The organism is Streptococcus sp. Marseille-Q5112, from assembly GCF_916700555.1.
Taxonomy (GTDB): Bacteria; Bacillota; Bacilli; order Lactobacillales; family Streptococcaceae; genus Streptococcus; species Streptococcus symci.
Genome location: NZ_CAKAKP010000008.1, coordinates 1 through 20,208, shown reverse-complemented (window position 1 = coordinate 20,208; position 20,208 = coordinate 1). Strand labels below are relative to the sequence as shown.

The window sequence follows — 20,208 nt, the reverse complement described above, 5'->3', positions numbered from 1 at the left end:
TATTGTATTATTTCTTTAATTCTACCAAATTTTCATTGATTCGGCGATAGATTGTTGTCAAGTCAAGCAAGCCTTCCTCGACAGCTGGTGTCAATTGATCGTCAGTCATACGCCAAGACCAGTTTCCACCAAGGGTAGATGGGAAGTTCATACGAGCTGCCTCATCTAATTCTAGCAAATCTTGCATAGTTGCAATTGCCATGAAGCTAACTGATGAAAAGACTGTACGAAGCATAGCATGTGGCACTGTTTCGTATTCTTTACGGTTAGTGTAGCGCGCCATGTACTCACGAGTCGCATCATCGATCTCGTTACGGTACCAACCAAGGACCGTATTGTTATCGTGTGTTCCTGTGTACATAACTGAGTTAGCAGGTGCTAAGTGTGGGCTATCGATACTTTCGTCTTCTGGGTTGAAAGCAAATTGAAGAATCTTCATTCCTGGGAAACCAGTACGTTCACGCAACTCGATAACTTCATCAGTCATGAAGCCAAGGTCTTCAGCGATGATGTTGAGCTCACCAAGTTCTTCCTTAACGGCTGCAAAGAGTTTGTAGCCAGGACCTTTCACCCACTCACCAGGTGCTGCCGTATCAGAACCAGCAGGGATTTCCCAGTAAGATTCGAAACCACGGAAGTGGTCGATACGAACGATATCGTAGATTTTGAAGCTTTCACGCAAGCGTTCAATCCACCATTTGTAGCCGTCTTTATCCATTGCTTCCCAGTCATAGATTGGGTTACCCCAAAGCTGACCAGTTGCAGAGAACTCATCTGGTGGGCATCCTGCGATGCAAGTCGCCTTACCGTTGACATCTGTCTTGAAGAGATGTGGATTTGCCCACATATCGCTTGAATCTTCCGCTACGTAGATTGGCATGTCTCCAACGATTTCGATGTGATTGTCGTTAGCGTAAGCTTTCAATTTCAACCATTGTTGGAAGAAGAAGTATTGAGTCACACGGTGGTAAACTAACTTGTCTGCCAATTGCTCACGGTAGCTTTCAAGTGCTGAAGCTTTACGAGCACGAGCATCTGCATCTGGCCATTCAGTCCAAGCAAGATTGTCAAAATGCTCTTTGATAGCCATATATTCTGCAAAGAGTTCAAGCCATGATTGGTTGTCTTGAGCAAATTTCTCAAAATCTTTAACATCTCCTACTTCCAAGAAACGTTTTACCGCTTTTTCTAAAAGAGGACGACGTGCATAGTAGATTTTCGCATAATCAACTTCAGACGCATCACTACCAAAGTCAACCCCTTCAAGGTCACTTGCTTGCAACAAGCCTTGTTCCACCAAGATATCTAAATCGATAAAATGAGTGTTCCCTGCGAAGGCTGAGAAAGATTGGTAAGGAGAATCTCCGTAACTAGTTGTCCCTAGTGGAAGGATTTGCCAGTAACGTTGTTTTGTGCGAACCAAGAAATCAACGAAGTCGTAAGCACTTTTACCAAATGATCCGATTCCGTATGCTCCTGGAAGAGAAGAAATGTGCATCAACACACCACTTTGACGTTTTTTCATAATAAGCACCTCGTGTGTTTATAGTTAGATATTACATTTTTATGAACGCAAACGTTTGCGCTATTACTAGTATAGCTTATTTTCTTGATAAATGCAAGCGGTTTTAAATAACTTTTTGATTATTTTTTAAAAATTTTTCTTCTTACTCGTATATATATTCTTTCAGGAAGCAAACAAAATAGGAATAAGGCTTTCACTTATCTTATTAAGCAAAAATAAAGTGAGAATCCTCTCTACTTTCCATTTGTAAATTAGGCAATCGTTTTCCCAACTTTTTTAAATTTAAAACAAAACCGATTTTTGGGATTTTCTACTATTATAAACAAATAAAACGCTTACCCTTTTCGTGAATTTTTTTTTAAAATTTTTACAAAAAACACTTGCAACCGCTTTCCGATTGTGCTATACTAGTCCCATAAAGGAAAACGTTTGCGTTTCCTCATTATAAAATTTGTTATTCTTTAGGAGGAATACACTATGTCATCTAAATTCATGAAGAGCGCTGCTGTGCTTGGAACTGCTACACTTGCTAGCTTGCTTTTGGTAGCTTGCGGAAGCAAACCTGCTGAAAAAGCTGCTGATGCTGGTTCATCTGAAGCGAAAGAAATCACTCTTTACGTTGAAGACCAATACAAAGCTTTTGCTGAATCAGCTGCAAAAGCTTACGAAAAAGAAGCTGGCGTAAAAGTGACTATCAAAACCGGAGACCAAATGGGTGGTCTTGACAACCTTTCTCTAGATAACCAATCTGGTAAAGCTGCTGACGTTATGATGGCACCATACGACCGTGTAGGTAGCCTTGGTACTGACGGCCAACTTTCAGAAGTTAAATTGAGCGACGGCGCTAAAACAGATGATAAAACTAAATCTCTTGTAACAGCTGCTGACGGTAAAGTTTACGGTGCTCCTGCCGTTATCGAGTCACTTGTTATGTACTACAACAAAGACTTGGTAAAAGAAGCTCCAAAAACATTTGCTGACTTGGAAAACCTTGCTAAAGATAGCAAATACGCATTCGCTGGAGAAGATGGAAAAACTTCTGCTTTCCTAGCTGACTGGACAAACTTCTACTTTGCATACGGACTTCTTGCTGGTAACGGCGGTTACGTATTCGGACAAAACGGTAAAGACTCTAAAGACATCGGTCTTGCAAACGACGGTTCTATCGCAGGTATCAACTATGCTAAATCTTGGTATGAAAAATGGCCTAAAGGTATGCAAGATACTGAAGGAGCTGGAAACCTAATCCAAACTCAATTCCAAGAAGGTAAAACAGCTGCTATCATTGACGGACCTTGGAAAGCTAAAGCCTTCAAAGACGCTAAAGTAAACTACGGTGTTGCAACTATCCCAACTCTTCCAAACGGAAAAGAATATGCTGCATTCGGTGGTGGTAAAGCTTGGATCATCCCATCAAGCACTAAGAACCTTGAAGCTGCTCAAAAATTTGTAGACTTCCTTGTTTCAACTGAAGAACAAAAAGCCTTCTACGATACAACTAACGAAATCCCAGCTAACACTGAAGCTCGTTCATACGCTGAAGGTAAAAACGATGAGTTGACAACAGCTGTTATCAAACAGTTCAAGAACGCTCAACCAATGCCAAATATCTCTCAAATGTCAGCTGTTTGGGACCCAGCTAAAACAATGTTGTTTGAAGCTGTAAGTGGTAAGAAAGATGCTAAAACAGCTGCAAACGATGCTGTAACATTGATCAAAGAAACAATCAAACAAAAATTTGGTGAATAAAAAATTTGTTCAAGGGGGGTGGAATTCAAATCCCCCTTTGAATTTATCAATAAAAAACATATATAGTTTAGGTTTTGATTAGAAACCAGTATCCTATGAAAGGAGTTATTATGGAAAAGCAACAACCTAGTAAAGCAGCCCTGCTGTCTATCATTCCTGGGTTAGGACAGATTTACAATAAACAAAAAGCCAAAGGTTTTATCTTCCTTGGTGTAACCATCGTATTTGTCCTTTATTTCCTAGCACTTGCAGCCCCTGAATTGAGCAACCTCATCACTCTTGGTGACAAGCCAGGTCGTGATAATTCCCTCTTCATGCTGATTCGTGGTGCCTTCCATTTAATCTTTGTAGTTGTTTATGTACTCTTTTATTTCGCAAATATCAAAGATGCACATACAACTGCTAAACACATTAACAATGGTATTCCAGTAGCACTTACCTTTAAAGAAATGGTCAAAGGAATCTATGAAAATGGTTTCCCTTACCTCTTGATCATTCCATCTTATATTGCAATGACTTTTGCGATTATCTTCCCAGTTATCGTAACCTTGATGATCGCCTTTACTAACTACGACTTCCAACACTTGCCACCAAACAAATTGTTGGACTGGGTTGGTTTGACTAACTTTACGAATATCTGGAGTTTGAGTACCTTCCGTTCTGCCTTTGGTGCCGTTCTTTCTTGGACTATCATCTGGGCTTTGGCAGCTTCTACTTTACAAATCGTAATCGGTATCTTCACAGCTATCATTGCTAACCAACCATTTATCAAAGGAAAACGCATCTTCGGTGTTATTTTCCTTCTTCCTTGGGCTGTCCCAGCCTTCATCACTATCTTGACATTCTCAAATATGTTTAATGATAGTGTCGGTGCTATCAACACTCAAGTCTTGCCGATCTTTGCTAAATTCCTTCCTTTCCTTGATGGGGCTCTTATCCCTTGGAAAACAGACCCTACTTGGACTAAGGTTGCCTTGATTATGATGCAAGGTTGGCTTGGATTCCCATATATCTACGTTTTGACTTTGGGTATCTTGCAATCTATTCCTAACGACCTTTATGAAGCAGCTTATATTGACGGTGCTAATGCTTGGCAAAAATTCCGCAACATCACTTTCCCAATGATCTTGGCTGTTGCGGCACCTACTTTGATTAGCCAATACACCTTCAACTTTAACAACTTCTCTATCATGTACCTCTTCAATGGTGGAGGTCCTGGTAGTGTCGGAGGGGGAGCTGGTTCAACAGATATCTTGATCTCATGGATCTACCGTTTGACAACAGGTACATCTCCTCAATACTCAATGGCGGCAGCTGTTACCTTGATTATCTCTATCATTGTCATCTCAATCTCTATGATCGCATTCAAGAAACTACACGCATTTGATATGGAGGATGTCTAAGATGAATAACTCAATTAAACTCAAACGTAGACTGACTCAAACCCTTACTTACCTCTACTTAATTGGCCTATCAATCGTGATTATCTATCCACTTTTGATTACCATCATGTCAGCCTTTAAAGCAGGTAACGTCTCAGCCTTTAAACTAGATACTAATATCGACCTCAATTTTGATAACTTTAAAGGTCTCTTCACTGAAACCTTGTACGGTACTTGGTACCTCAACACTTTGATTATCGCCTTAATTACTATGGCTGTTCAAACAAGTATTATCGTACTTGCTGGTTATGCTTATAGCCGTTACAATTTCTTGGCTCGTAAACAAAGTTTGGTCTTCTTCTTGATTATCCAAATGGTGCCAACAATGGCCGCTTTGACTGCCTTCTTCGTTATGGCACTTATGTTGAACGCCCTTAACCACAGCTGGTTCCTCATCTTCCTTTATGTTGGTGGGGGTATCCCGATGAATGCTTGGCTCATGAAGGGCTACTTCGATACAGTGCCAATGTCTCTAGACGAATCTGCAAAACTAGACGGTGCAGGACACTTCCGCCGCTTCTGGCAAATTGTTCTTCCACTTGTTCGCCCAATGGTTGCCGTACAAGCTCTCTGGGCCTTCATGGGACCTTTTGGAGACTATATCCTCTCTAGTTTCTTGCTTCGTGAGAAAGAATACTTTACTGTTGCCGTAGGTCTCCAAACCTTCGTTAGCAATGTGAAAAACATGAAGATTGCCTACTTCTCAGCAGGTGCTATCCTCATCGCCCTTCCAATCTGTATTCTCTTCTTCTTCCTACAAAAGAACTTTGTTTCAGGACTTACAAGTGGTGGCGACAAGGGATAATATATCCCCGCCACCCTTTTTCATTTTATACTCTTCGAGAATCTCTTCAAACCACGTCAGCTTCACCTTGCCGTAGTACGGTTACTGACTTCGTCAGTTCTAACCACAACCTCAAAACAGTGTTTTGAGCAACCTGCGGCTAGATTCCTAGTTTGCTCTTTGATTTTCATTGAGTATTAGCGATTGTTACTGTAAGTAATACCCTTACAACAAGCAATTTTTCTCCTAGACTTGAAATAAAGCACATTTCTCTATATAATAATACTCATATAGAAAACACCTTTTAGAAAGATACCTATGCTTCCATATCCATTTTCCTATTTTTCAAGTATTTGGGGATTTCGTAAGCCCCTGTCCAAACGTTTCGGGCTCAACTGGTTTCAGCTTCTCTTTACCAGTATCTTCCTGATCAGCTTATCTATGGTACCTATTGCCATCCAAAACAGCTCGCAGGAGACTTATCCGCTAGAAACCTTTATCGATAATGTCTATGAACCATTGACAGATGAGGTTGTCCAAGATCTCTCTGAACACGCTACAATTGTTGATGGCAAATTAACTTATACTGGAACAGCTAGTCACGCGCCTTCTATTGTGATCGGTCCAAGTCAAAGCAAGGAATTACCTAAGGACTTGCAACTGCATTTCGATACGAATGAGCTCGTCATCAGCAAGGAAAGTAAAGAACTGACCCGTGTCTCTTACCGAGCGATTCAGACTGAGAGTTTCAAAAACAAAGACAGCTTGACCCAAGCCATTTCTAAAGACTGGTACCAGCAAAATCGTGTCTATATCAGTCTCTTCCTAGTTCTCGGTGCCAGCTTCCTCTTTGGTTTGAATTTCTTTATCGTCTCTCTAGGAGCGAGTCTTCTCCTTTATATCACTAAGAAATCACGCCTCTTTTCATTTAGGACCTTTAAAGAGTGCTACCATTTTATCTTGAACTGTTTAGGATTACCTACTCTGATTACGCTTATTTTGGGCTTATTTGGCCAAAATATGACAACTCTGATTACTGTACAAAACATTCTTTTTGTTCTGTATCTGGTCACTATCTTTTATAAAACGCATTTCCGTGATCCAGATTACCATAAATAGGAGATTTTTATGCCCGTTACGATTAAAGACGTGGCCAAGGTTGCTGGTGTTTCGCCTTCAACCGTAACCCGTGTTATTCAAAACAAATCAACCATTAGCGACGAAACTAAAAAACGCGTTCGCAAGGCTATGAAGGAGCTCAATTACCACCCCAACCTCAACGCTCGTAGCTTGGTAAGTAGTTATACCCAAGTTATCGGCTTGGTCCTTCCTGACGACTCAGACGCCTTCTATCAAAATCCTTTCTTCCCATCTGTCCTCCGTGGTATCGCCCAAGTTGCTTCTGAAAACCACTACGCTATTCAGATTGCAACAGGTAAAGATGAAAAAGAGCGCCTTAAAGCTATTTCACAGATGGTTTACGGCAAACGTGTGGATGGTTTGATTTTCCTTTATGCCGAAGAGGAGGATCCCTTGGTCAAACTGGTCGCTGATGAGCAGTTTCCCTTCCTCATCCTAGGAAAATCCATTTCACCCTTTATCCCTCTTGTCGATAATGACAATGTCCAAGCCGGTTTTGATGCAACCGAATATTTTATCAAAAAAGGCTGCAAACGAATTGCCTTCATTGGAGGGACTAAGCGACTCTTCGTAACACAAGACCGTTTAACAGGCTATGAGTCCGCCCTCAAACAACACCAACTGCCTATTGATGGAAATTTGACCTATTTTGCAACGGAGTTCTTAGAAGAAAAAGGGTATCAATTTAGTACACTCCTCTTTCAGCATGATCCACAGATTGATGCTATCATTACAACCGATAGTCTCCTAGCCGAAGGGGTCTGTGACTATATTGCTAAGCACCAACTGGATGTCCCTGTTCTCAGCTTTGACTCGGTCAATCCTAAGCTCAACTTGGCAGCTTATGTTGATATCAATAGCCTAGAACTTGGTCGTGTTTCTCTTGAAACTATCCTCCAGATTATCAACGATGCTAAAAGCAATAAGCAAATTTGTTATCGTCAGTTAATTGCCCATAAAATTATCGAAAAATAAAAACCAGCTCACGCTGGTTTTTTTAGTTACTAATTTTCTGTTTCAACGAACCGTCCCAGAATATGAACATTCTCAGATACAGAGACAAAGGCGCTTGGATCCACCTGTTTCATAATCTGTTTAAATTCATTAAACTCTGCACGGGTAATGACAGTGATTAAAACTGCCTTTCTTTCGTGATTATAGGTTCCTTCTGCATCGTGGATCATGGTTGCACCGCGGTGCAATTTTTTATGGATTTTTTCAATTACCTTGTCTGGATGATTGGTCACAATCATGGCCTGCATGCGTTTTTGCTTGGTAAAGACAGCGTCTGTCACACGGCTAGAGACAAAGATGGTAATCATAGAGTAGAGAGCGTATTTCCAACCAAAGGTCAAACCTGCTATCAGCATGATAGTCCCATTTACCAAGAAAGAAATACTACCGACATTCTTACCCGTTTTCTTGCGAATGGTCAGGCTGATGATATCCGTCCCACCACTGGAGATATTGTTGCGAAGAGCAAAACCAATCCCCAAGCCCATGACAACACCCCCAAAAAGGGCATTGATAATGGGATCCTCCGTCAAGGTCGCCACAGGGACGAACTGGATAAAGAAAGAACTCATGGATACCGTGATAAAGGTAAAGACTGTGAACTTATGCCCAATCTGATACCAAGCCAAGACCATCAAAGGAAAATTAATGGCGTAGAAGGTCAGCGAAATCGGAATGTGAAAACCAAACCAGTGATTACTCAAGGCAGAGATAATCTGTGCCAGACCTGTTGCACCACTCGAATACACATGCCCTGGTTGGAAAAGAAATTGACCGCTACTGCTGATAAAAAACCATAGACCAGAGAGGCCGAAATCTTCTCATCATATTTTTCGCGAGAGATGCTTTGTAAGACACGTAAAATTTTTATCTGATGAGCAAAGCGGCGCAGATAATAGCGCCACCGCTTAATTCGTTTTGCTTGTTTCATCTTCTTCTACTTGTAAGCTGAGTTCCTCTAGTTGTTTAAGAGCTACTGTTGAAGGAGCTTGTGTCATTGGGTCAGTTGCCTTGTTGTTCTTAGGAAAGGCAATGACTTCACGGATATTTTCTTCTCCAGCAAGCAACATAACAAATCGGTCAAGCCCGATAGCCAAACCACCATGTGGTGGGAAACCATAGTCCATGGCTTCAAGAAGGAAGCCAAACTGGTCATTTGCTTCTTCAGCTGAGAAACCAAGAGCCTTGAACATGCGTTCTTGAAGGTCTTTTTGATTGATACGAAGGCTACCACCACCAAGCTCATAACCGTTCAAGACAATATCGTAAGCAATGGCACGAACCTTAGCCAAATCACCTTTTAATTCGTGAGCAGTCTCTTCCTGTGGAAGTGTGAATGGATGGTGGGCGCTCATGTAGCGACCTTCTTCTTCAGACCATTCAAACATTGGCCAGTCAACCACCCAAAGAAAGTTGAATTTATCACTATCAATCAAACCAAGCTCTTTGGCAATACGTCCACGAAGGGCACCAAGAGTTGCATTTGCTACCTCAAGCGTATCTGCCACAAAGAGAACGAGATCCTTATCTTCAAGACCAAGTGCTGCTGTCAAATCTGCTTGGATGCCAGTCAAGAACTTGGCAACTGGTCCGTTTAGTTCTCCATCAACTACCTTGACCCAAGCAAGACCTTTGGCACCATACTGTTTGGCTACTTCCGTCATCTTGTCGATGTCTTTACGTGAATAATTGTCCGCAGCGCCTTTGACCACAATGGCTTTTACAGCAGGTGCTTCTGAAAAGACTTTAAAGTCTACACCTTTGACCACTTCTGTCAAGTCCTGAAGCAACATGTCAAAACGAGTATCAGGTTTATCAGAACCGTAAAGAGCCATCGCATCATCGTATTTCATACGAGGGAATGGAAGCGTCACTTCGATGCCTTTAGTTTCCTTCATGACACGCGCAATCAAGCCTTCTGTGATATCTTGGATTTCTTGCTCAGTAAGGAAAGATGTTTCCAAGTCGACCTGGGTAAACTCAGGCTGGCGGTCACCACGCAAGTCCTCGTCACGGAAACATTTAACGATTTGGTAGTAACGGTCAAAACCAGCATTCATCAAGAGCTGTTTCGTGATTTGTGGACTTTGAGGAAGAGCGTAAAAATGCCCTTTATTAACACGAGATGGCACCAAATAGTCACGCGCCCCTTCAGGAGTTGACTTAGAAAGGAATGGTGTCTCCACGTCGATAAACTCCAACTCATCCAAGTAGTTGCGGATAGAGTGGGTCACCTTAGCACGAAGTTTAAGATTTTCCAACATTTCTGGACGACGAAGGTCAAGGTAACGGTAACGCAAACGTGTATCGTCATTGGCCTCAATGCCATCCTTAATCTCAAATGGGGTTGTTTTAGCTGTATTAAGCACTGTCAGAGCTGTCACGTTTAACTCAACTGCACCAGTTGGCAACTTATCATTAGCTTGCTCACGCGCAGCGACCTGACCAGTTACCTCGATAACAAATTCGCTACGAAGGCTTTCAGCTGTTGCCATAACCTCTGCAGAGACTTTTTCAGGGTTGATAACCAACTGCATAATTCCTTCACGGTCACGAAGGTCGATAAAGATCAAACCACCAAGGTCACGACGACGGCCAACCCATCCTTTCAAGGTCATTTCTTGTCCGATGTGTTCCTCACGAACACGACCAGCATACATACTACGTTTCATTATTTCTCTCCTCTTTTATTCTGTTACTATTTTACCATAAAAGCGCAGGCTCTTCATGAAAATCAGCAGAAAAGTTTGCCTGTCTTTAAAAATCAAGTGAAGACTCTAAAAATTAACGCCCATACAAAAATCCGATGAAGTTCACCGGACTCTTTTATTTTGAATTGTTGCCTGCTTTACGTTTTTCAGCAATTTCGGCTGCCTTTCGAGGCAAGACAATCTCCGTTGTGTAAGCTGTCCCAAAGCGCAAGACACCTGCAATAGGGGCAAAGACAACTGCTAGATAGTTGTAGAAGAAATCTCCCTTGAAAGCATAAGCTAGCGCCCCAATGATGAAAAATAGAACGACTGCTTGAATCACTGCTAATAAAATTACTCGTTTCATGTGACCTCCTGACTCTATTATAGCATGAGAATCATCAAAAAGCTGACTAAATTATTCAAAGCGTGGAGAGAAATACTGTAGACCAGACCTTTTCTGCTAATATAAGCCAAGCCCAAGCTAAAACCAAGACTAGCATAAACTAAAAATTGTTGCACATCTCCTGGGAAATGAATCAAGGCAAACAGAACACTAGATACCAGAAGAAACAGAACCTGTTTGCTCTTGTCCTGCTTAGGAAAGAGATAGCGTGCCAGCATCCCTCTAAAGATGAGTTCTTCCGTCAAAGGAGCAAAGACCACCACCATAAAGAAACCAAATGCAGGCTGTTCCACTGTCAGTTGAGATACGATTTGTTGACTGACCGACGGATCTTCTGGTAAAAAGAACTGGGCTGTAATAGCCACTAGCAAAACCAGAGTAGGCAACCAGATATGACGATTAAAAGCAGTCGTCTGGATGCTAACCTTTTCTGTCTGATACCATCTGTAAACTCCATAAACATAGGCCCCTGACAGGACGACATAAAGTGGTAAGACTCCAAAGATTGAAGCCCCTAGTCCAAGAGCTGACAGCGCCATGCTCTGAACCAGACCATAGATAAAGTAAAAGGATAGAATGGCTAGAAGAAACCAGCCGAGGTTTTTAAGTAGTTTCATATAAATCTCCTATCTTGCTTTATAGCTATTTTTCAATACAAAGAGGTTCGCTATTCCTAACACAAGTACCCAGGCAAGTAACATACCAATATTAGAAAAAGATATTTCCCCACCTTTTTTATTTAAAAGATTTACAATTGGACCAATAAAAGAGTAATCCAACACTTTCTGAACCGTATCATTTTGAAGAGCAATCATGGGTAAAAAAGAGACGATAAACACAGGAAACATACTATAAACTTGCGCTTTAGACTGAGTATCTGACACTGCACCGATTAGAAGGTTGAGAAAAATAACACTAATAGCTGCTAAGACCAAATAGATAACATAGGCCAATAAGTAACCTGATACATCCACTTTAAAATAGATTGGTAGTAAAATCATTCCAAGCAACATAATCAACAGAGGGAGAATGAGCATACTGAAAGTATATTCTGTTGCTGTCACACCACTTAGGATGAGTGATTTAAGATTGCGCTTTTCCTTATCTTCTGCCATCATAATCGATACCATATAACCACTTCCCATGCTCAAGACCATCGTCAAACTCATAGAAAGGAAATACGTACTCAATTCTCCACTCTTGTTTAAGAACTCATTATATAGAACAGCCAGTCCAAAAGGCAACAATAGAGTCGCCAACAAAGTTGAATTGCTGATAAGAACTTGTAATCTTAACCATAGTAGGGCATTTAATTTTCTAAACATCTAACTTTTCTCCTGTCAATCTGATAAAGATTTCTTCTAAAGTTGGCTCACAAGAGTGAACCACCATCAAATCTGTCGTGTCTAAATGTGGTAATTCATCAAATGGAACTATCTGTTCTCGTCCGTCGTTATAAACCACACGTACTTTCTTATCCACATGGTACTTCTGGATGATATCTTGCGGACTTCCATACTCTATTAGGTTACCCTTATTCAAAAGAGATAAGCGATCACAAAGCAGAGTTGCTTCATTCATATCATGCGTGGTCAGAAAGATAGTTGTCCCCGCCTGCTTTAATTCTTGAAGTAGGGTATGAATCATCTTAGATGTTGTAGGGTCTAAGCCACTGGTTGGCTCATCTAGAAAGAGAATCTTAGGAGCATTAAGAAGGGCACGGGCCAAGAACATTCGTTGTTTCATTCCAGTAGATAACTTTTCTGCGATAATATCTTTAGCATCTGCCAATCCAACCTGTTGAAGCACCTGAACTACTCTATCTGACTTGAGACCATATAGCTTAGCATAGATGAGAAGATTTTTGTAAAGACTCATCTTTTCATAAAAACCACTGCCATCACTAACTATACCAATTTGTTCCAAATCCTTTGAGGTTAAATCTTGAGAATTCTTGCCTAACAAAACTGTTTTACCTTGATCTGCAGCCAACTGACCTGTTAAGACATTGATCATGGTTGTTTTACCTGAGCCAGAAGGTCCAAGAAAACCAAAGATTTCACCTTCCTTAATCTCAAAAGAAATCTGATGAAGAGCTTTTTTGCTCCCAAAACTTTTGCTTACATTTTCAACACGAATCATAGAAACTCCTTTATTTGAAATAACGTTTTACCATAGGTAACTGCATCACATTGATATAAATATGGATCGCTCCGACAAGTACGAAAGCTAGTAGCTGAATCTCTCCTGTCAGTAAGGAAAAGAGAGCAATCAGAAAGTACAAGGTTGGCAAGACATACTGATGTAATTGGAATAAAATCCGAAAACTCTGTTCCAAATTAGCCTGGCGCTCCCCTTCATCGTAAGAATTGACATAGCCTAAGATATCCTTTGGCATAGAGAAAAATACCAAATCAAACTGGCGAACAATCGCAATGGTTTTATAAAAATATTTTTGAACATTAAAAATCAATACTAATCCCAAAAAAGAAAGAGATAAGGTTAGATGGCTTCCATTTAGTACAACCATTTCACTTGCTGAAATGAAGAGAGCCAATAAAATCGCTACGTTTGTAATATTAAAAGCAATGCTTCCAAACTCAAGATTCCGATACATTTGCACATAATAGGTTTCATTCAGGTCATCATCCATTTCCTCTTGATACAAGGAGTGAAATTCTCTGCTTTTCTTTAAGAAATTGAAAGTCAAAAGAATACTAATGAAAGCTATCAGTAAACAAATAGCTGATATCCAGGGTATAAAGACTTTTACATCTAAAATGATTGCGTGGGATTCGGCAGCATCCTTAAACATCCCTACAAAACCTCCAAAGAAACCTCCAAAGACAACAGACATTAAAAATAACAATCCACCTTTATTTTTCTTTTTCATTTTCATTCTCCTTTTTCACTCGCTAAATTGTTTGCTTTCTTTTCAATCCAGTCAACGACTGGGATAAGAGCAAAGTAGGCCCAAACAAATTGGTTACTTTGATATGGATTAAACCAGCCTAAGTCTATCCCAATCAATAGAAACACGCTGACTAATAGAACTGTGACCACTACATAATAAATCACTTTGTACTTGTTCATCACTCATCCTCCTCCAAGCGAAATACCGATTCGACTGTTTCGTTGAAAATCTGAGATATTTTCAAGGCAATCACAACTGACGGGGTGTATTCGTCCCGTTCTAATAGGCTAATGGTCTGCCTCGAAACTTCTGCCAACTTGGCCAGTTCGGTTTGATTGAGACCATCGCGAGCCCGAAGCTCTTTTAGACGATTTTTTAGTTGCATGTTACACACCTACTTTCCGTCAAATTCAACGGTTTGGATATCCTCAATGCGTTGTAGTTTGAATTTTTCTTTTCCCTTTTTATCAACACGGCGTAGCTTGACCCATTCCTCATCAACATCCACAACTTCCCAGTTGTCTGTTCCAAACACTTGTCCAATGATTGTTGGTTTCTTCCCAATCAATTCTTTTAATAATCTTGACATTTCTTTATTTCCTTTCTGTTTTTGCTCAATTCTTTTGATTTTATTCTCCAGTTTCTTGACCTTTTGGGAATGGTAGATATAATACATAATCACAAGAGGTACAAATCCTAATGCCCACATAATCGTTCCTTTCTCCTTTTCTCTTAACTTGAATTTATTGTAACATATCTTTTTCTTTTTGACAATCATATTTGTCAAAAAGTTTATGATTTTTGTCATTTTGCAAAAGAAAAAGGTCAGGAGTAAGGTCCTGACCAGTTTATCTACTATTAAAAGCCTAGTTTTTCAAAGATTTCTGAGAAGTTTTGGCTGATAGCCTCAAGTGATACTTGCACTTCTTCTCGTGTTTGGTTGTTCTTGACCGTCACTTGTCCGCTTTCGACTTCGCTCTCGCCTAGAGTGATGAGAGCCTTAGCCGCAAAGACATCGGCTGACTTGAATTGAGCTTTGAGCTTACGGTTGAGGTAATCACGCTCTGCTTTGAATCCTTGTTGACGAAGGGCTTGCACCAACTCCAAGGCCTTGACATTTGCTCCATCACCCAAGACTGCGATATAGACGTCTAGGGCGTTTTCGATAGGGAGGGCCACACCTTGCTTTTCAAGAATGAGAAGCAGGCGCTCTACACCAAGTCCAAAACCAAATCCAGCAGTTTCAGGGCCTCCAAAGTAAGAAACCAAACCATCGTAACGACCACCCGCACAGACTGTCAAGTCATTGCCCTCAATCTCAGTGATAAACTCAAAAATGGTGTGGTTGTAGTAGTCCAGACCACGCACCATATTGGTATCGATGATATAGTCTACTCCAAGATTTTCCAACATCTGACGTACAGCATCAAAGTGGGCTTGGCTTTCTTCATCAAGGAAGTCCAAGATAGACGGTGCATTCTCTACTGCTACCTTGTCTTCTTTTTCCTTAGAGTCCAAGACACGAAGAGGATTTTCCTCCAAACGACGCTGGCTATCCTTAGACAAGGTCTCCTTGAGCGGTGTCAAATAGTCAATCAAGGCTTGACGGTAGGCCGCACGACTCTCAGGATTTCCAAGAGTGTTAAGGTGCAATTTGACACCTTGGATGCCGATTTCTTTCAAGAAATGGGCTGCCATCGCGATTGTTTCCACATCGGTAGCTGGATTGCTAGAACCAAAACACTCAACACCAATCTGGTGGAATTGGCGCAAACGACCTGCCTGTGGACGCTCATAACGGAACATAGGGCCCATGTAATAGAACTTACTTGGCTTTTGCACTTCTGGGGCGAAGAGTTTATTTTCCACGTAGGAACGGACAACTGGCGCTGTTCCTTCTGGGCGGAGGGTAATATGGCGGTCACCCTTGTCATAGAAATCATACATTTCCTTGGTTACGATATCGGTCGTATCTCCGACAGAGCGACTGATGACCTCGTAATGCTCAAAAATAGGCGTGCGCACTTCTGCATAGTTATAGCGCTTGAAAATCTCACGGGCAAAGCCCTCAACGTACTGCCACTTGGCAGACTCAGCAGGTAAAATATCCTGCGTTCCTTTTGGTTTTTGTAATTTCATAGGGAATCCTCTTTAAACTTAATAGTCTTATTTTACCATAAATAGAGGGATTAAAACAGTGAGAGAAGAAAATCTCAAGAGAGTCTTTTCAGAAAATTCATCAAAAACTTGCCAAATTGTCAGAATTATGAGAAAATAGAGGATATTTATCACGTGGAGGGACTGTAATGAGAGAGGATATCAAAATCAATGACCGTGCTTTGGCCTTGCAAGACCAAATTATCGAAAAGCTAGAGAAGGTTTTTGATACAGATGTGGAATTGGATGTTTACAATCTAGGGTTGATTTATGAAATCAATCTGGATGAAACAGGTCTCTGCAAGATTGTCATGACCTTCACCGATACAGCCTGCGATTGCGCAGAAAGTTTGCCTATCGAAATCGTCGCAGGTCTGAAACAAATCGAGGGTATCGAAGATGTCAAGGTTGAAGTTACCTGGTCGCCTGCCTGGAAGATTACACGAATCAGTCGCTACGGTCGCATTGCCCTTGGACTGCCACCTCGTTAATACTCTTCAAAAATCTCTTCAAACCACGTCAGCGTCGGCTTGTCGTAGATATATGTTACTGACTTCGTCAGTTCTATCCACAACCTCAAAACAGTGTTTTGAGCAACCTGCGCCTAGCTTTCTAGTTTGCTCTTTGATTTTTATTGAGTATAAGCAGGCAAATCACTTTTGAAGATGAAAAAAAAGCAAGCTAAAATTGGCTTGCTTTTTAAGTTTATTTTTTACCTGACTTGTCCATATTCCAGAAGTCTGTCACGGCTCCGCGTGAAGCAGATGATACGATGTGAGCATATTTACCGAGGACACCACGGCTGTAAAGTGGTGGCAAGGTTGTTTCTGCCTTGCGTTTTTCAAGTTCTTCTTCGGATACGGCCATAGATATTTCTTTGGTATCTTGGTCAACCGTAACGATATCGCCTGTACGAAGGTAAGCGATTGGTCCACCATCCTGAGCTTCAGGAGCGATATGTCCAACAACCAGACCATAAGTACCACCAGAGAAACGACCATCTGTCAAGAGGGCAACCTTGTCTCCTTGACCTTTACCGACGATCATTGATGAAAGTGACAGCATCTCAGGCATACCAGGACCACCTTTAGGTCCAACGAAACGAACAACGACTACATCGCCATCAACGATTTCATCTGTCAGAACGGCCTGAATCGCATCTTCTTCTGAGTCAAAGACCTTAGCTGGTCCAACGTGACGACGAACTTTAACACCTGATACCTTGGCAACTGCACCGTCAGGAGCAAGATTCCCGTTCAAGATGATAAGCGGACCGTCCGCGCGTTTTGGATTTTCAAGGGGCATGATAACTTTTTGACCTGGTGTAAGGTCTGCAAAGTCAGCCAAGTTTTCAGCTACAGTCTTACCAGTACATGTAATGCGGTCTCCATGAAGGAAACCATTTGCCAAGAGATATCTCATAACCGCAGGCACACCACCGACTTCGTAGAGATCTTGGAAGACATACTGACCAGATGGTTTCAAGTCAGCCAAGTGAGGCACACGTTCTTGGATCATATTGAAGTCCTCAAGTGACAAGTCAACGTTGGCAGCATGGGCAATGGCAAGCAAGTGAAGAGTGGCATTTGTAGAACCACCGAGAGCCATAGTTACAGTGATAGCATCTTCAAAGGCTTCACGAGTCAAGATATCTGATGGCTTGAGACCGAGCTCCAACATCTTAACAACAGCACGTCCTGCTGCTTCGATGTCTTCTTTCTTGTCAGCTGATTCAGCTGGGTGAGATGAAGATCCTGGTAAACTCATACCGAGAACTTCGATAGCAGTCGCCATGGTATTAGCTGTGTACATACCACCACAGCCACCAGGGCCAGGGCAGGCATTACATTCAAGACGTTTCACGTCCTCAGCTGTCATATCACCGTGGTTCCATTTTCCGATACCCTCAAAAACAGAAACCAAGTCAATATCTTTACCATCAAGATTTCCAGGTACAATGGTTCCACCATAAGCGAAAATAGCTGGGATATCCATATTGGCAATGGCAATCATAGAACCAGGCATATTCTTATCACAGCCACCGATAGCGACGAAGGCATCCACATTGTGACCACCCATAGCCGCCTCGATTGAGTCTGCAATGATATCACGAGATGTCAAAGAGAAACGCATTCCAGGCGTTCCCATGGCAATCCCGTCTGCTACAGTGATAGTCCCAAACTGCACAGGCCAAGCACCTGCCGATTTGACACCTTCTTTGGCTAATTTCCCAAAATCATGTAAGTGGATGTTACATGGTGTGTTTTCCGCCCAAGTCGAGATTACTCCCACAATCGGTGTTTCAAAGTCCTTATCTGTCATACCAGTCGCACGAAGCATGGCACGGTTTGGTGATTTTACCATACTGTCATAAATGCTACTGCGGTGACGCTTATCTAATTCAGTCATTTGTTCCCTCCCATTTCAGTTTTTACTATTATAGCACATTTTAAAAGCAATGAACAGAAGAAAATTCTTGAATTTTCAGAAAATTCTATACAAAAATATTTTCTTTAAAAATGTTACATTTATTTCTTGACTTTATAAATTAAAGTGATATCATTTAGATATCAAATAATAGGAGGTCATTCTTATGACTGAAAAACTAATCAATTCAAAACCAAATGGTGTATTCGCATTGATTCTCATTGAATTGGCGCTCGTACTCGGTATCTTTATATTTATAATGGGTGTTGGTTCGGAAAACATTTTTGGAATTATTATCGGACTTTTATTAAGCTTAATTGCAGGCCTAGCTCATGCTGGTTTAAAAGTTGTCAAACCTCAGGAAGCTCTGGTTTTGACCCTTTTTGGTAACTATACAGGTACCATCAAAGAACCTGGTTTTTACTTTGTTAATCCCTTCAGCGTAGCAGTCAACCCTGCAAATCACACTAGACTGGGACAAAGTGGTGATGTTAGCACAAAATCTCCTTTGTCAGGAATGAAATCATCAAATGGCAATGATGTAAACATTGAAATTGGCAAAAAACAGATTTCCCTCAAGGTTATGACCTTGAGCAATTCTCGCCAAAAAATCAATGATTGTCTAGGAAATCCCGTAGAAATCGGGATCGCGGTAACTTGGAGAGTTGTTGATACAGCCAAAGCAGTCTTCAATGTGGACAACTACAAAGAATATCTTTCATTGCAATGTGATAGCGCCCTCCGAAATATTGTCCGCATCTATCCTTACGATGTCTCTCCTAATGTGGATACTACAGGTGACGGGCAAGCAGATGAAGGTAGTCTCCGTGGTTCTAGTGAGATTGTAGCTAACCGTATTCGTGAGGAAATCCAAAGTCGTGTTGAGGATGCTGGCTTGGAAATCCTTGAAGCACGTATTACTTACCTAGCTTACGCTCCAGAAATTGCTGCTGTCATGCTTCAACGCCAACAAGCATCTGCCATTATTGATGCCCGTAAGATGATTGTGGATGGTGCTGTAGGAATGGTTGAAATGGCACTAGAACGACTCAATGAAGGGGAATTGGTCGAGCTTGACGAAGAACGAAAAGCTGCCATGGTTTCAAATCTCCTAGTCGTTCTCTGTGGCAATCATGATGCACAACCAATTGTCAACACAGGAAGTCTTTACTAAAGATGGCTGAAGCTAAAAAAAAGCAGATCCCCCTTCGACTCTCAACAAAGTTATACGCTGCACTCGCATCATGGGCAGAAGATGACTTTCGTTCAGTCAATGGACAAATCGAGTATCTCCTCACAGAATGTGTCAAACAACGGAAGAAAGACGGAAAATACGTATCAGAAACCATTGACGAACCATTTGAGATTGATATTTAACACCTTCTCCTGTCTGCTAGGACTGACAGGAGAATTTTTTCATCTTTTTTTGTCAAGTAACTTTACTTTACAAAAAAAATGTGTTATTCTAATATGGTTGATGAAAATCAGTAGATTGAATCGAATATAAATACCTAAAGGAGAAATCAAAATGGCAGTACCTGCACGTCGCACTTCAAAAGCGAAGAAAAACAAACGTCGTACACACTACAAAGTAACAGCTCCATCTGTAAACTTTGACGAAACTACTGGAGATTACTCACGTTCTCACCGTGTATCACTTAAAGGATACTACAAAGGACGTAAAATCGCTAAAGCTGCATCAGCTGAATAATAGAAGGGAGATACCATGCGCGTAAATATTACACTTGAACACAAAGAATCTGGTGAACGCTTGTACCTTACTTCTAAAAACAAACGTAACACTCCAGACCGTCTTCAATTGAAGAAATACTCACCAAAACTTCGCAAACACGTTGTGTTTACAGAAGTTAAGTAATAGGTCATTCCGTTTCATGACTTACACCCTATTAGTTAGACAAAATATCTAGCTAATGGGGTGTTTTATTATAAAACTAACTTT

General features: G+C 41.2%; 22 protein-coding genes and 1 pseudogene. 10 read left to right on the top strand and 13 right to left on the bottom strand.

The features are described 5' to 3' along the window. Nucleotides 1-7 precede the first annotated feature (7 nt). A complete protein-coding gene (gene malQ, locus LG372_RS06580) occupies nt 8-1,525 on the bottom strand; it encodes a 4-alpha-glucanotransferase (protein WP_084864388.1) in 1,518 nt (505 codons plus the stop codon). A 477-nt stretch (nt 1,526-2,002) separates the two neighbouring features. Between malQ and LG372_RS06575 the strand changes: the two genes are divergently transcribed. From LG372_RS06575 to LG372_RS06555, 5 genes are all read left to right on the top strand, one after another. Then, complete coding sequence (locus LG372_RS06575) at nt 2,003-3,274, top strand: extracellular solute-binding protein (protein WP_070479569.1); 1,272 nt, start codon at nt 2,003-2,005, stop codon at nt 3,272-3,274. Between the two features lie 110 nt (nt 3,275-3,384). Next, entirely contained in the window at nt 3,385-4,677 is a 1,293-nt protein-coding gene (locus LG372_RS06570) for a sugar ABC transporter permease (RefSeq protein WP_070479567.1), read from the top strand. Between the two features lies 1 nt (nt 4,678). Then, a complete protein-coding gene (locus tag LG372_RS06565; protein ID WP_004236955.1) occupies nt 4,679-5,521 on the top strand; it encodes a sugar ABC transporter permease in 843 nt (280 codons plus the stop codon). 297 nt (nt 5,522-5,818) lie between these two features. Continuing rightward, entirely contained in the window at nt 5,819-6,619 is an 801-nt protein-coding gene (locus LG372_RS06560) for a DUF1189 domain-containing protein (protein WP_225742416.1), read from the top strand. Nucleotides 6,620-6,628: 9 nt separating this feature from the next. Next, nucleotides 6,629-7,615: a LacI family DNA-binding transcriptional regulator gene (locus LG372_RS06555; RefSeq protein WP_225742415.1), complete on the top strand. Its 987-nt coding sequence runs from the start codon at nt 6,629-6,631 to the stop codon at nt 7,613-7,615. Between the two features lie 29 nt (nt 7,616-7,644). Here LG372_RS06555 and LG372_RS06550 read toward each other — a convergent pair. The 11 genes and pseudogenes from LG372_RS06550 to hisS form a co-directional block, all read right to left on the bottom strand. Then, nucleotides 7,645-8,585: pseudogene (locus tag LG372_RS06550) on the bottom strand (YitT family protein). Further along, nucleotides 8,563-10,326 (bottom strand): aspartate--tRNA ligase, encoded by a 1,764-nt coding sequence (aspS, locus tag LG372_RS06545; protein ID WP_225742414.1) that lies wholly within the window; start codon nt 10,324-10,326, stop codon nt 8,563-8,565. Before aspS ends, LG372_RS06550 begins: the two are co-directional and overlap by 23 nt. A 154-nt stretch (nt 10,327-10,480) precedes the next feature. Further along, the gene (locus tag LG372_RS06540; protein WP_000832185.1) at nt 10,481-10,711 is read right to left on the bottom strand and encodes a hypothetical protein; all 231 of its coding nucleotides are present in this window, start codon (nt 10,709-10,711) and stop codon (nt 10,481-10,483) included. A 17-nt stretch (nt 10,712-10,728) separates the two neighbouring features. Continuing rightward, nucleotides 10,729-11,367 (bottom strand): CPBP family intramembrane glutamic endopeptidase, encoded by a 639-nt coding sequence (locus LG372_RS06535; protein ID WP_225742413.1) that lies wholly within the window; start codon nt 11,365-11,367, stop codon nt 10,729-10,731. Nucleotides 11,368-11,376: 9 nt separating this feature from the next. Next, nucleotides 11,377-12,075, bottom strand: coding sequence for an ABC transporter permease (locus LG372_RS06530; protein ID WP_020903388.1), 699 nt, complete (start codon nt 12,073-12,075; stop codon nt 11,377-11,379). Continuing rightward, nucleotides 12,068-12,892, bottom strand: coding sequence for an ABC transporter ATP-binding protein (locus tag LG372_RS06525; RefSeq protein ID WP_225742412.1), 825 nt, complete (start codon nt 12,890-12,892; stop codon nt 12,068-12,070). The genes LG372_RS06530 and LG372_RS06525 overlap by 8 nt, the downstream gene beginning before the upstream one ends. Nucleotides 12,893-12,902: 10 nt before the next feature. After that, on the bottom strand, nt 12,903-13,643 hold the full coding sequence (locus LG372_RS06520) for a DUF3169 family protein (RefSeq protein ID WP_225742411.1): 741 nt from the start codon (nt 13,641-13,643) through the stop codon (nt 12,903-12,905). A gap of 2 nt (nt 13,644-13,645) precedes the next feature. Beyond that, a complete protein-coding gene (locus LG372_RS06515) occupies nt 13,646-13,843 on the bottom strand; it encodes a hypothetical protein (RefSeq protein WP_084930517.1) in 198 nt (65 codons plus the stop codon). Next, entirely contained in the window at nt 13,843-14,049 is a 207-nt protein-coding gene (locus LG372_RS06510) for a helix-turn-helix transcriptional regulator (RefSeq protein ID WP_001176233.1), read from the bottom strand. The genes LG372_RS06515 and LG372_RS06510 overlap by 1 nt, the downstream gene beginning before the upstream one ends. Nucleotides 14,050-14,058: 9 nt before the next feature. Continuing rightward, a complete protein-coding gene (locus tag LG372_RS06505) occupies nt 14,059-14,523 on the bottom strand; it encodes a hypothetical protein (RefSeq protein ID WP_225742447.1) in 465 nt (154 codons plus the stop codon). After that, on the bottom strand, nt 14,523-15,803 hold the full coding sequence (gene hisS / locus LG372_RS06500) for a histidine--tRNA ligase (protein WP_225742410.1): 1,281 nt from the start codon (nt 15,801-15,803) through the stop codon (nt 14,523-14,525). The genes LG372_RS06505 and hisS overlap by 1 nt, the downstream gene beginning before the upstream one ends. A gap of 167 nt (nt 15,804-15,970) precedes the next feature. Between hisS and LG372_RS06495 the strand changes: the two genes are divergently transcribed. After that, nucleotides 15,971-16,312 (top strand): metal-sulfur cluster assembly factor, encoded by a 342-nt coding sequence (locus LG372_RS06495; protein WP_001206380.1) that lies wholly within the window; start codon nt 15,971-15,973, stop codon nt 16,310-16,312. Nucleotides 16,313-16,526: 214 nt separating this feature from the next. Here the strand turns inward: LG372_RS06495 and ilvD are convergent, their stop codons facing one another. Then, complete coding sequence (gene ilvD, locus LG372_RS06490; protein ID WP_225742409.1) at nt 16,527-18,230, bottom strand: dihydroxy-acid dehydratase; 1,704 nt, start codon at nt 18,228-18,230, stop codon at nt 16,527-16,529. A 184-nt stretch (nt 18,231-18,414) separates the two neighbouring features. On the opposite strand from ilvD, the gene LG372_RS06485 reads away from it, so the two are divergent. The 4 genes from LG372_RS06485 (at nt 18,415) to rpmG (ending at nt 20,124) form a co-directional block, all read left to right on the top strand. After that, a complete protein-coding gene (locus LG372_RS06485) occupies nt 18,415-19,422 on the top strand; it encodes an SPFH domain-containing protein (RefSeq protein ID WP_004269911.1) in 1,008 nt (335 codons plus the stop codon). Nucleotides 19,423-19,424: 2 nt separating this feature from the next. Beyond that, on the top strand, nt 19,425-19,625 hold the full coding sequence (locus LG372_RS06480) for a PTS ascorbate transporter subunit IIC (protein WP_000796544.1): 201 nt from the start codon (nt 19,425-19,427) through the stop codon (nt 19,623-19,625). A gap of 151 nt (nt 19,626-19,776) precedes the next feature. Beyond that, entirely contained in the window at nt 19,777-19,959 is a 183-nt protein-coding gene (rpmF, locus tag LG372_RS06475; protein WP_000290417.1) for a 50S ribosomal protein L32, read from the top strand. 15 nt (nt 19,960-19,974) lie between these two features. Further along, nucleotides 19,975-20,124: a 50S ribosomal protein L33 gene (gene rpmG / locus LG372_RS06470; RefSeq protein WP_001265622.1), complete on the top strand. Its 150-nt coding sequence runs from the start codon at nt 19,975-19,977 to the stop codon at nt 20,122-20,124. Nucleotides 20,125-20,208 lie beyond the last annotated feature (84 nt).